Origin of the sequence: Streptomyces sp., from assembly GCF_036566765.1 — a bacterium.
In the GTDB taxonomy this organism is placed as follows: Bacteria; Actinomycetota; Actinomycetes; order Streptomycetales; family Streptomycetaceae; genus Streptomyces.
In genome coordinates, this window is sequence record NZ_DATCVQ010000532.1 from 22,661 (window position 1) to 35,119 (window position 12,459).

The following is a 12,459-nucleotide window of genomic DNA, read 5'->3' on the forward strand; positions in this document are numbered from 1 at the left end:
CTACCCCCGCAGGGCCGCCCGGGCCTCGACGAAGGCGTCCACCACGCGGTTGACGTCCTCGGTGGAGTGCGCGGCCGAGAGCTGGACGCGGATGCGCGCCGCGCCCTGCGGGACGACGGGGTACGAGAAGCCGATCACGTACACGCCGCGCTCCAGGAGCAGCTCGGCCATCCGCCCGGCCTCGGCGGCGTCGCCGATCATGACGGGGGCGATCGCGTGGTCGCCGGGGAGGATGTCGAAGCCCTCCTCGGTCATCCGGCCGCGGAACAGCGCGGTGTTCTCGTTGAGCCGCTCGCGCAGGTCGCCGGCGGACTCCAGCAGGTCCAGGACCTTGAGGGAGGCGGCGGCGATCACCGGTGCGAGGGTGTTGGAGAAGAGGTACGGGCGCGAGCGCTGGCGCAGCAGGGCGACGATCTCGGCGCGGGCGGCCACGTAGCCGCCGGAAGCGCCGCCGAGGGCCTTGCCGAGGGTGCCGGTGATGATGTCGACGCGGTCCATCACGTCGTGCAGCTCGGGGGTGCCGCGGCCGCCGGGGCCGACGAAGCCGACGGCGTGCGAGTCGTCGACCATGACCATGGCGTCGTAGCGCTCGGCCAGGTCGCAGATCTCGGCGAGCGGGGCGACGTAGCCGTCCATCGAGAACACGCCGTCGGTGACGATCAGCTTGCGCCGGGCGCCGCCCTCCGTGGCCTCCTTGAGCTGGCGCTCCAGGTCGGCCATGTCGCGGTTGGCGTAGCGGAAGCGGCGGGCCTTGGAGAGGCGGATGCCGTCGATGATCGAGGCGTGGTTGAGGGCGTCGGAGATGACGGCGTCCTCGGGGCCGAGGATCGTCTCGAACACGCCGCCGTTGGCGTCGAAGCAGGAGGAGTAGAGGATCGTGTCCTCCTGGCCGAGGAAGGAGGACAGCCGGGCCTCCAGCTCCTTGTGCACCTCCTGCGTGCCGCAGATGAAGCGGACCGAGGCCATGCCGTAGCCCCAGCGGTCCAGCGCCTCGTGGGCGGCGGCGACGACCTCGGGGTGGTCGGCGAGGCCGAGGTAGTTGTTGGCGCAGAAGTTGAGCACCTCACCGGGGCGGCCGCCCGCGGTCACGGCCACGGTGGCGGACTGCGGGGTGCCGATGACGCGCTCGGGCTTGTGGAGTCCGGCCTGCTTGATCTCTTCGAGGGTGGTGCGCAGGTCGTCGCGTACGGAATCGAACATGTTCAGGCTCCAGTGGTCCAGTCGAGGATGATCTTTCCGCCCTTGCCGGACGCGGCATCGTCGAAGGCCGCCTCGAAGTCGGTGAAGGCGTAGCGGCCGGTGATGACCGGGGCGAGGTCCAGGCCGCCCTCCAGGAGGACCGACATCGCGTACCAGGTCTCGAACATCTCGCGGCCGTAGATGCCCTTGATGGTGATCATCGAGGTGACGATCTTCGCCCAGTCGACGGAGAAGTCCTCGGCGGGCAGACCGAGCATCGCGATCTTGCCGCCGTTGGTCATGTTGGCGACCATGTCGCGCATCGCGCGCGGGTTGCCGGACATCTCCAGGCCGACGTCGAAGCCCTCCTTGAGGCCGAGGGTCCGCTGGCCCTCGGCGATCGTCGTCTCCGCGACGTTCAGGGCGAGCGAGACGCCCGCCTTGCGGGCCAGGTCCAGGCGCTCCTCGCTCACGTCGGTGATCATGACGTGGCGGGCGCCGGCGTGCTTGGCGACGGCGGCGGCCATGATGCCGATCGGGCCGGCGCCGGTGACCAGCACGTCCTCGCCGACCAGCGGGAAGGACAGCGCGGTGTGCACGGCGTTGCCGAACGGGTCGAAGATCGCGGCGATGTCGAGGTCGACGGGGACCCGGTGCACCCACACGTTGGCGGCGGGCAGCACGACGTACTCGGCGAACGCGCCGTCCCGGCCGACGCCGAGGCCGATGGTGGCGCGGCACAGGTGGCGGCGGCCGGCCAGACAGTTGCGGCACTTGCCGCACACCAGGTGGCCCTCGCCGCTGACCCGGTCGCCGACGGCGATGTCGGCGACGTCCTTGCCGACCTCGACGACCTCGCCGACGAACTCGTGCCCGAGCGTCAGCGGCGTGGCGATGGTCTTCTGCGCCCATCCGTCCCAGGAGCGGATGTGCAGGTCGGTACCGCAGATTCCGGTCCGCAGGACCTTGATGAGCACGTCACCGGGGCCGGCCTCCGGCTCCGGCACGTCCGTGAGCCAGAGTCCCGGCTCCGCCTTCAGCTTGACCAGCGCCTTCAATGCAATGGCTCCCGATGTGCGAGTCCTGTGAGATCGGGGTCCGGGCGCGGCTGCGCGCACAAGATCCCTGGAAGAAATCTTCCTTACGTCGGGCTCGCGGTCCATCGAGGTTTTCTTAAGCGCTGCCCAAGCTGGGCTTCACGCCCCAGGCCGGCGGGCCCGGGGCGTCAACCCGGCGGGCGCGGGCGTCAACGTCCGAGCACCGCCATCGCGGCGTTGTGGCCGGGGATCCCGCTCACCCCGCCGCCCCGGACGGCGCCCGCGCCGCACAGCAGGACGTTGGGGTGCGCGGTCTCGACGCCCCAGCGGCCGGTGGTCTCGGTGGCGTACGGGAAGGACAGGTCGCGGTGGAAGATGTGGCCGCCGGGCAGGCGCAGGTCGTGCTCCAGGTCGAGCGGCGTCTTGGCCTCGATGCACGGCCGGCCGTCGGCGTCGCGGGCCAGCACGTCGGCGATCGGCTCGTCCAGGCAGGCGTCGAGCTGGGCGAGGGTGGCGGCGAGCAGCTCGGCGCGGGCGGCGTCGTTGTCGGCGGCGAACAGGCGGGCGGGGGTGTGCAGTCCGAAGAGCGTGAGGGTCTGGTAGCCCTGCTCGGCGAGCTCCGGGCCGAGGATCGACGGGTCGGTCAGGGAGTGGCAGTAGATCTCGGAGGGCGGGGCGCCGGGCAGCCGGCCGGCCGCCGCCTCCCGGTACGCGGTCGCCAGCTGCCCGTACCCCTCGGCGATGTGGAAGGTGCCGGCGAAGGCCTCGCGCGGGTCGACGGAGCGGTCGCGGAGCCGGGGCAGCCGGGTGAGCAGCATGTTCACCTTGAGCTGGGCGCCTTCGGCGGGGGCCGGGGGCGGGTCGCCCAGGAGGCCGGCGAGGGCCTGCGGGGAGGCGTTGACGAGTACGTGCTCGGCCGCCGCGACGCCCTCGCCGTCGGCGGTGCGGAAGGCGACCTCGGCGTGCGCGCCGTCGGTCTCGATCCGGACGGCCTCGTGCCCGGTGAGGATCTCCGCGCCGGCGGCGCGGGCAGCGGCGGCGAGGGCGTCGGTGAGCGCGCCCATACCGCCGACGGGGACGTCCCAGTCGCCGGTCCCGTTGCCGATGACGTGGTAGAGGAAGCACCTGTTTTGGAGCAGGGACGGGTCGTGGGCGTCGGCGAAGGTGCCGATCAGCGCGTCGGTGAGGACGACGCCGCGGACGAGGTCGTCGTCGAAGTTCTTCTCGACGGCCGCCCCGATGGGCTCCTCGAAGAGCATCCGCCAGATCGCCTCGTCGTCGAGCCGGGCCCGCAACTCGGCGCGGCGGGGCAGCGGTTCGGTGAGGGTCGGGAAGATCCGGCGGGCGGCGTGGGCGGTCGCGCCGTAGAACCGCTCCCAGGCCTCGTACTCGCGGTCGGACCCGGTGAGCGCGGCGAACGAGGCGCGGGTGCGCTCGGGTTCGGCGACCAGGAGCCCGCCGTCGCCCTTGGGGGTGTACGAGGACACGGTCCGCTTCCGCACGGCGAACCGGACCCCGAGGTCGTCCACGATCTTCCGCGGCAGCAGCGAGACGAGGTACGAGTACCGCGAGAGCCGTGCGTCCACCCCGGCGAACGGCCGGGTGGAGACGGCCGCTCCCCCGGTGTTCCCCAGCCGTTCGAGCACGAGCACGCTCCGCCCGGCCCGGGCCAGATAGGCGGCGGCGACCAGTCCGTTGTGTCCTGCGCCGACGATGACGACGTCGTACGAGCGCTGTGTGGGCTTCCCAGGTGCGGTCATGTCTCTTGCTAGCACGCGAAGATCGGCCGCGGTAGCCCGCGCGCGGAATGGGACAGTCCGGCGGCGGTCAGCCCGTCGCCGCCCCCTGCTGGCGGCGCAGGGTGGCGACGTGGCGGTACAGGTCGACGGCCTCGGCGTGTCGGCCGAGCTGCTCCAGGCAGTGGGCCTCGTCGTTGCGGCTGGCCAGGGCGTCGGGGTGAGCCGGGCCGAGGACCCGGTCGCGGGCCTCGGCCACCTGGCGGTACGCGCTCAGCGCGTCGGACCAGCGGCCCAGCCAGCCGAGGCCGACGGCAACCTCGCGGCGGGACACCAGGGTGTCGGGGTGATCGCCACCGAGGACCCGCTCGCGCAGCGTGCAGACGTCCCGGGACTCCTCCAGGGCCTCCTCCCAGCGCGCCAGCCGGCCGAGGTTGACGCCGAGCCCGTGCCGGGCGCGCAGGGTCTCGGGGTGGTCGGGGCCGTGCACACGGGTCCGGGCGGCCACCAGCTCCCGGTACAGCTCCAGCGCCTCCGCGCTGCGCCCGAGGCGGCCCAGGCAGATGCCGACCTCGTAGCGCGCGGCGAGGGCGTCGGGGTGATCGGCGCCGAAGACCGCGGCGCGCGCCGTCGCGACCTCGCGGTACGCGTGCAGCGCGTCCGGCCAGCGACCCAACTGACCCAGGGTATAAGCCACTTCGTACCGAGTCACCAGCGTGTCCGGGTGCGTCGCGCCGAGCAGCCGGGCGCGCGCGTCCGCGACGTCCTGGGCCGTCCGGTACGACTCCTCCAAGCGGCCGAGCCTGCCCAGGTTGAACGCCAGGTTGTGGCGGCAGCGCAGGGTGTCGGGGTGATCGGGCCCCATGGTCCGCTCCCGGGACGCGAGCACCGACGCGTACACCTGGTGCGCCTCGGCGTGCCGGCCGAGCCGGCCGAGGACGTACGCGGTCTCCTGGCGGGCGGCGAGGGTGTCCGGGTGGTCGGCCCCGAGCGTCCTCTCGCGCCCGTCGGCGACATGGGCGAACTCGTGGAGCGCCTCGGCGGCGCGGCCGGTCCGGCTGAGGGTGAAGCCGACCTCGTAGCGGCTGGTGAGGGTGTCCGGGTGGTCGGCGCCGAGTGCCTGCGCTCGGTCCTGCGCGAGGGCCCGGTGCACGTCGCCGGCCTCCTCCCAGCGGCCGAGCCGGCCGAGGCTGAGCCCGGCGTTGTGCCGGCTGGCCAGCACCGACAGCAGCTCCGGCGACGGCGTGGGGCGCTCGACGCGGGCGGCCGCGCCGGGCAGCTGGACCGGCGGCGGCATGCCGATCGACGTCCACTCGTTGGTGAGCCCGGCGGAGGGGTCGTACGGCGTGGCCCGCAGCGCGGCGAGCGAGCCGCCGGCGGCCTTGTGCCCGGTGGTCATGCCCCGCGTCCAGTCCGGGAGCTCCGGGAGCCGGGGCTCGGGCGGCGCCGGCTGGAGTGGTCGAGGCAGTACGCCTGGGTGAGCGGCGGTCGGGTGCGCTCCGGCGGCATGCCCGGCCGGGTCCACCAGCACCGGCCCCGAGCGGGCCGCCGCGATGCGGTGGCGCAGCTCGGCCGCGTCGTCGGGGCGGCCCTCGGGCGTCTTGGCGAGCAGGTCGAGGACGATCCGGTCGAGGAACGCGGGCAGTTCGGCGCGGTGCTCGCGCAGCGGGACGGGCGGGGTGTCGCGATGTCCGACCAGTACGGCCCAGGCGTCGTCGAGGTCGAAGGGCGGCACGCCCGTGGCGATCTCATAGAGCACGCAGCCGAGCGAGTACAGGTCGCTGCGGTGATCGACCTCGGAGCCGCTGATCTGCTCGGGCGACATGTAGTGCGGCGTGCCCATCGCGATGCCGGTGCCGGTGAGGCGGGAGGTGAAGCCGATGTCCGCGCCGAGCCGGGCGATGCCGAAGTCGCAGATCTTCACCGCGCCGTCGGTGAGCCGCATGATGTTCGCGGGCTTGAGGTCGCGGTGCACGATGCCCTGGCGGTGGGTGTACGCGAGCGCGTCGGCGACCTGTTCGGCGATGTCGACGACCTCGCCCACGGGCAGCGGGGCCTGCTTGTTCTCCTCCAGGAGCTGGCTGAGGTTCTGCCCCTCCAGGAGTTCCATGACGAGGAAGAGCACCCCGTCCGACTCGCCGAAGTCGTGCACGACGGTGACGCCGCGGTGCTGGAGGGAGGCGGCGACCCGGGCCTCGCGGCGGAAGCGCTCGCGGAGCACCTTGACGAAGTTGTCGTCGCTTCGGCCGTGCTGCGGACCGAGCGGTTTGAGGCACTTGACGGCCACGCTGCGGCCGAGGGACTCGTCGGTGGCACGCCACACCTCGCCCATGCCGCCCCGCCCGATGATTTCGAGCAGCCGGTACCGGCCCTGGATCAGCCTGGTGTCCGCCATCGCGTGCTGTCGCCCCCGTCGCTTCGCTGCTGCGCCCCTCCCGGCCCGTCCAGTATGGCGGCCTGTCTGTGCAGTTTGAACGGGGCGGGCCGTGTGGCGGGCCCGAGTCGCGCCATCGCGTTCAAGATGTGACCGGGCGGCAACCTCCAGCGCAGCCGGGCGGGGATGCTCCGGAGCGCGTTCGCCGTGGCTACGAGCCGGTGGGTGACGGTCTCGGGCGGCGGCGCGGGCCGGCCGTACAACTCATGGGCGTACGGGGGCAGGGTGTCGTACGCGAGGGCCGCGACGTGCCGCCAGATCAGGGCGCGGGCGGGCCCGAGGAGCGGTGGGACCGGGGGTCGGCGCAGGAAGTCGTCGACGACGTGGGCGTCGGCGCCGGCGGCGAGCTGCGGGCGCACGGCGGCGAAGTAGGCGTCGAGTGCGGCGACGGTGGCCGGCGTCTCGTCGGGGTCGAGGCCGACGAGCCGGGCGGAGGTGCGGTGTTCGTCGATGTACCGGTCGGCCTGGGCGTCGGTCAGCGGGATGCCGGAGCGGCGGGCGACGCTCAGGTACGAGTCGACCTCGGCGCAGTGCACCCAGAGCAGCAGCTCCGGGTCGTCGACGCCGAGCAGTCGGTGGATCTTGCGCACCCGGGCCCCGGCGGCCTCCGCGGCCTCGGCGGTGCCGTAGCTGATGGTGCCGACGAAGTTCGCGGTGCGCAGCAGCCGTCCCCAGGCGTCCCTCTGGCCCCTCTTTTCATTGAAAGCAGTGCTGTTGATCATGACCCCGCGGACGGCACGCGGGTGCAGCGCCTGAAGGTAGAGCGCCCGCACCCCGGCGATCCACATGACCGGGTCGCCGTGCAGCTGCCAGGTGACGGACTCGGGGCCGAAGAGCCCGGGGTCGGCGGCGGGGGGTGCGGTGGCTTCGGGGTTCACGTCGGGTTCCTTCCCTCGCGGGGGTCCCTCCACTCAGTACTTCGTCCCACGAATTTCCGGGGCCGAAATGTTACCGTGCCCAGGTGGGAAAGCATGATGACGGCCGGATGGCCATGGCGACCGCACTGGTGCGGTCCACGTTCCTGGTGAACGCCGTGTACGCGGAGTCGGCGCGGGAGCACAGCCTGACCCCGCAGCAGGGGCAGTTGCTGTGCGTGCTGATGGCGCAGCCGTACGGCATGGGCGAGTTGGGCGCGATGCTGCGCCTCGCGAAGTCGAGCCTGACCGGCCTGGTGGACCGCAGCGAGCGCAACGGGCTGGTCCGCCGCGAGCCGGACCCCGGCGACCAGCGCGCGGTGCGGGTCGCGCTCACCCCTCAAGGGGCGCGGCTGGCGGAGGAGTTCTACGTCGGGACCTGCCGGCTGATAGAGGAGCTGCCTTCCGGGCTGAGCGCCGCCGAGCAGGACGCGCTCGTCGTCCTGCTCGGCCGCGTGGTGCGCGACAACGCGGTCCCGGAGCTCTTCGGGGAGCCCGACGAGGGATCGGCGGCCCCCGGAGGCCGGTGACCCCCGGCACGACGAGAGAAAGGTTGCAGTTCGCGTCACGAACTAATATGGTTCGTGACACGAACTGCAACTCTTGTCTGCATGGGGAGCGAAACAATGAGTCGTACGGTCGCAGTCATCGGCGGGGGCTACGGCGGGTCCGCGGTCGCCAAGGCGCTGGACTCCGAGGCCGATGTCGTACTGATCGATCCGCGGGACGCGTTCGTCAACGCGGCGGGATCGCTCCGGGCCCTGGCCCGGCCCGACTGGGCGGGCAACGTGTTCTTCCCGTTCGACACCCTGCTCTCGCGGGGCAAGGTGATCCGCGAGCGGGCGGCCTCGGTGGACCCCGAGGGCGTCACCCTGGCCTCCGGCCGCCGGGTCGAGGCCGACTACCTGGTCCTGGCCACCGGCTCCCGGTACGCGTACCCGGCCAAGCCGGAGGCGGACTCCGCCGCCGAGGCGCTGGACGACCTCCGCCGGAGCCACAAGGAACTGCAGAGCGCGGAGCGGGTGCTGATCCTGGGGGCCGGGCCGGTCGGTCTGGAGCTGGCCGGCGAGATCCGCGAGGTCTGGTCCGACAAGGAGATCACCGTCGTCGACCCGGCCGAGCAGCTGCTGCCCGGCTTCCGGCCGGAGATGCGCGAGGACCTGCACCGCCAGCTCGCCGAGCGGGACGTCCGGCTGCGGCTCGGCACGACGCTGACCGCGCCGCCGGCCACCGGTCCCGGCCTGGCGGGGACCTTCACGGTCGCCACCGCCGACGGCGACGAGCTCACCGCCGACATCTGGTTCCGCGCCCACGGCGTGCGCGTCGACAGCGACTACCTGGCCGACGGCCGGCTCACCGCCCGCACGGAGGACGGCCGGGTCCCGGTCACCGAGACCCTGCACGTCCGGGGCCACGCCCACGTGTACGCCGTGGGCGACCTCACCGACCTCGCCGAGGCGAAGATGGCCGGGTACGCGATGCAGCACGCCGAGGTCGTGGCGCGGAACATCGCCGCGCAACTGCGCGGCGAGGAGCCCACGGCCGCGTACCGACCCGCGCCCGACCCGATGATCCTGCTCCCGCTCGGCATGACGGGCGGCGTCGGTCAACTGCCCTCGCCCGACGGCCCGAACGTCGTCACGGCCGACACGGTCTCCGCGTACAAGGGCGGCGATCTCTTCACCGGCCGCTTCGCCGAACTGTTCGGCACCGCCGCCTCCTGAACACCCCCTGAACGGAAAGGCAGAACGATGTCCGGACACACAGTGCCGCCGCTCGCCTTCGGCTTCGGAGCGCCCACCGGCCTCCACGAGCTGCCCGACCTGCTGCGGATGACCCAGCAGGCCGACCGCGACGGGCTCGACCTCTTCTCGCTGTCGGACCACCCCTACCTCGGCGGCCGGGTGGACGCGTACGCCACCCTCGGCTTCGTCCTCGGCCGCACCGAGCGCATCGCGGGCTTCGCCAACGTCACCAACCTGCCGACCCGGCCGGCGCCCATGCTCGCGCGCATGGTCACCTCGCTGTCGGCGCTCTCCGAGGGCCGGTTCGTCCTCGGCATGGGCGCCGGCGGACTGTGGGACCGGATCGCCGACATGGGCGTGGAGCGGCTCTCGCCCGGCGACGCGGTACGCGCCTTCGAGGAGGCGATCGTGCTGGTCAGGGAACTGTCGGGCGGTGGCCCGCCGGTGACCCACGAGGGCCGGTTCTACCGGGTGGAGCGCATCGAGCCGTCGCCGGTGGCCGCGCCCGAGGTGTGGACCGGCGCCGTCGGCCCGAAGTCCCTGGCCGTCACCGGCCGGGTGGCCGACGGCTGGCTCCCGGGCCACGCGGCCGACTGGCTCAGCCCGCGGTACCGGGAGTCCCGCCCTCGCATCGACGAGGCGGCGGCCGCGGCGGGCCGCGATCCCCGCGACGTCCGCACGGTCTTCAATTTCCCGGGCCGGATCACCGACCGTCCGCTCGCCGCCACCCGCGACGAGCAGAGCCGTTGGGTCGGCGGCTCCGTCGACCAGTGGGTCGAGGAGCTGACCGGGGCGGTTCTGGAGCACGGCGCGTCCGGCTTCGTCCTCTTCACCACCGACCACGGCCACGCGGACCTCACGACACTCGGCCGCTGGGCCACGGAGATCGCCCCGGCCGTGCGGGAGGCGGTCGCGAAGGAGCGGGGGTAGCCCCGGAGCCGGCAGTCGGTCACCCGATCTCGACGACGCGGGCCCAGGCCGGCGGGCCCTTCGGCTTGTAGTCGGGATTGTCCTCGTCCCACGACCCGCGGCCCCTCGCCTTCCGCGGGAACAGGCCCACCACCGTCCGGCAGGGCGGTTGCGCCTCCGGCCAGGGCGTCTGGCCATCCGTCAGGACGACGACGACGTCCGGCCGGGGCGGGGTGCGGAGCGCGGCGGCGAAGCCGGTACGCAGGTCCGTGCCGCCGCCGCCCAGCAGCGGAATGCCCTCGGCCCGGCACAGCGGGTGGACGACCCGGGCCGCGGCGTCGCACGGCAGCACGTTGATCAGGTCGCGCCGACCGCCCACGGAGCGGGAGATCGCGGCCACCTCCAGGAGCGCGCTGCCGAGTTCGGCGTCGCTGACCGAACCCGAGGTGTCGATGATCACCGACACCCGGGGCGGCCTGCGCCGCAGGGCCGGCAGAACGACGCCGCGCAGTGCGACCGAGCGGCGCGCCGGCCTGCCGTACGAGTAGTCCTGACCCGCTCCGGAGCCGGAGGCGGCGGCACGGAACGCCGCGCCCAGCAACTGCCGCCACGGCTGCGGCGGATGAAAGGCCTCCTCCGCCCACCGCTTCCACCCCTTCGGCGTGTCCCCCGGGCAGCCCGTGATGCCCTGCGCCACCCGGAAGCGGACCGCGTCCTGCTCCTGCTCGCTGAGGGCGTGCGCGCCGTCCGGACCGAGGTCCCACTCCCGGTCCAGCCCGTCCGCGCCGCTGCCGCAGTCGAGCCAGGCGGCCATGTCGTCCAGCCACGGCCCGAGCCGGAACTGGCGCAGGTAGTCCTCCATGAGCTCGCCTTCGGGCAGCCCCAACGTCCGTGGCAGCACTGCCCCTTCGGGCCGTGCGAGGCCGTCGCCGTACACGTCGTCGTTGATCTCGCAGTCCGCCGCGATGTTCATCCGCAGCCGGTCCCCCGCGCCGGTCAGCCCGCGTTGCCTGGCCACCCTGTCGCCGCGCCCGTGATGGTCGCGCAGCAGGTGCGACACCTCGTGCACCCACACCCCGGCGAGCTCCTCGACCGGCGTCCGCGCCACGAAGTGCGGCGAGACATAACACCGCCAGTACCGGTCGACGGCCATCGTCGGCACCCTCCGCGACTCGACGGCGTGCAGGGCGAACAGCGCCGTCGCGAGGTAGGGCCGGACCTTTACGGCGTGCAGTCGGGCGGCGAAGAGCTTGTCCCAGTCCATGGGGGTGCTCGCGTGGTGCCCGCCCGTGGCGATGCTCGCCTCGTCCCCGTCCATGGCGGTGCTCGCCTCGTCCCCGTCCATGGCGGTGCTCATCGGCCCACCGTGGCGGGGCCCGCCGCGGCCACGCGGGCCACCGAGCGGTCGGCGCGGCGGGACAGCGAGACCGCGCCCGCGAGCCGCTCGATCGACTCCGGGACGTCCCACTCCTCCTGGCGCAACGAGGCGAGCGTGGTCGCGGGGACGACCACCAGGTCCGGGGCCCCGGTCTCCAGGGCCCGGACCAGCAGCTCCCATGCCGCGTCCCAGCGGGGCTTGTCGGGCCGGGCCTTGACCGCCTCCACCACGCCTTCGAGGGTGGCCTGACGGCGGTCGCCCCGTTCGGGCAGCTCGGCGTTCGCGGGGTCGGCGAGCAGCAGCTCGGGGTCGGGCAGGTCCATCCGGTCCAGGCAGGCGAGCAGTTCGAGGCCGGGCCCGTCCCCCACGGTGCCGCGGATCAGCAGCGAGAGCACGTCACGGTCGGAGCCGGCCGCGGTGGCGAAGGCGATGAGACACACGGTCATGTCCCAGCTCCGGGGCGACGGCCAGGCCCCGCCGCGCCTGGTCTCGGTGGTGGGCAGCCGGTGGACGAGCGCGGGCCGGGCGGTGAGCAGCCCGCACACCGCGCGACGGGCTCGGTCCACGGCCTCCGGCAGCCGCTCCGGGTCGAGCCGGGGCAGGGTGGCGCGGGGCCAGGTCCCGCCGAGGCCGCGTACGACGACCTCGTGGTCGTGGGTCCACTGCAGATGCACGAAGCGGTTGGCCAGCGGGGCACTCAGCTCCCAGCCGTCGGCGGCCGAGGACCGCGGGTTGGCGGCCGCCACGATCCGCACTCCGGGCGGCAGTTGGAGCGAACCGATCCGCCGCTCCAGGACGAGCCGAAGCAGCGCCGCCTGTACGGCCGGGGTCGCGGTGGACAGTTCGTCCAGGAACAGCAGGCCCCGCCCTGCCCGTACGAGACGGACGGCCCAGTCCGGCGGGGCCAGCGGCACGCCCTGCTGTGCGGGATCGTCACCGACGATGGGGAGGCCGGAGAAGTCCGACGGCTCGTGCACGCTGGCGATCACCGTGGTCAGCGGGAGGTCCAGGGCGTCGGCGAGCTGGTTCAGGGCCGCGGTCTTGCCGATGCCGGGCTCGCCCCAGAGCAGCACGGGGAGGTCGGCGGCTACGGCGAGGGTCAGGGCCTCCAGTTGGGTGTCCGGGCG

10 protein-coding genes are annotated in these 12,459 nt (G+C 73.5%); 3 read left to right on the plus strand and 7 right to left on the minus strand.

Annotated elements, in window-relative coordinates:
- The 5 genes from kbl to VIU94_RS30840 all read right to left on the minus strand — a co-directional run bounded on the left by kbl (window position 1) and on the right by VIU94_RS30840 (window position 7,264).
- Entirely contained in the window at window positions 1–1,200 is a 1,200-nt protein-coding gene (gene kbl, locus VIU94_RS30820; RefSeq protein ID WP_331916352.1) for a glycine C-acetyltransferase, read from the minus strand.
- A gap of 2 nt (window positions 1,201–1,202) precedes the next feature.
- Window positions 1,203–2,237: an L-threonine 3-dehydrogenase, zinc-binding type gene (gene tdh, locus VIU94_RS30825; RefSeq protein WP_331916354.1), complete on the minus strand. Its 1,035-nt coding sequence runs from the start codon at window positions 2,235–2,237 to the stop codon at window positions 1,203–1,205.
- A 188-nt stretch (window positions 2,238–2,425) separates the two neighbouring features.
- Window positions 2,426–3,976, minus strand: coding sequence for a phytoene desaturase family protein (locus VIU94_RS30830; protein ID WP_331916356.1), 1,551 nt, complete (start codon window positions 3,974–3,976; stop codon window positions 2,426–2,428).
- Between the two features lie 67 nt (window positions 3,977–4,043).
- Window positions 4,044–6,347, minus strand: coding sequence for a serine/threonine-protein kinase (locus VIU94_RS30835; RefSeq protein ID WP_331916358.1), 2,304 nt, complete (start codon window positions 6,345–6,347; stop codon window positions 4,044–4,046).
- Window positions 6,329–7,264, minus strand: a complete 936-nt coding sequence (locus VIU94_RS30840) for an oxygenase MpaB family protein (RefSeq protein WP_331916360.1) — start codon at window positions 7,262–7,264, stop codon at window positions 6,329–6,331. Before VIU94_RS30840 ends, VIU94_RS30835 begins: the two co-directional genes overlap by 19 nt.
- Window positions 7,265–7,371: 107 nt before the next feature.
- Between VIU94_RS30840 and VIU94_RS30845 the strand changes: the two genes are divergently transcribed.
- The 3 genes from VIU94_RS30845 (at window position 7,372) to VIU94_RS30855 (ending at window position 9,975) form a co-directional block, all read left to right on the plus strand.
- Window positions 7,372–7,830, plus strand: a complete 459-nt coding sequence (locus tag VIU94_RS30845) for a MarR family winged helix-turn-helix transcriptional regulator (protein WP_331916374.1) — start codon at window positions 7,372–7,374, stop codon at window positions 7,828–7,830.
- A gap of 96 nt (window positions 7,831–7,926) precedes the next feature.
- Window positions 7,927–9,024 (plus strand): NAD(P)/FAD-dependent oxidoreductase, encoded by a 1,098-nt coding sequence (locus tag VIU94_RS30850; protein WP_331916362.1) that lies wholly within the window; start codon window positions 7,927–7,929, stop codon window positions 9,022–9,024.
- Between the two features lie 27 nt (window positions 9,025–9,051).
- Window positions 9,052–9,975 carry an LLM class flavin-dependent oxidoreductase gene (locus tag VIU94_RS30855; RefSeq protein ID WP_331916364.1) on the plus strand — a complete coding sequence of 308 codons (924 nt, stop codon included), beginning with the start codon at window positions 9,052–9,054 and terminating at the stop codon, window positions 9,973–9,975.
- 19 nt (window positions 9,976–9,994) lie between these two features.
- On the opposite strand, the gene VIU94_RS30860 is transcribed toward VIU94_RS30855, so the two are convergent.
- Complete coding sequence (locus VIU94_RS30860; RefSeq protein WP_331916376.1) at window positions 9,995–11,272, minus strand: vWA domain-containing protein; 1,278 nt, start codon at window positions 11,270–11,272, stop codon at window positions 9,995–9,997.
- Between the two features lie 35 nt (window positions 11,273–11,307).
- Window positions 11,308–12,459: AAA family ATPase (locus VIU94_RS30865; RefSeq protein ID WP_331916366.1), on the minus strand; the 1,152-nt coding region annotated here is incomplete at its 5' end.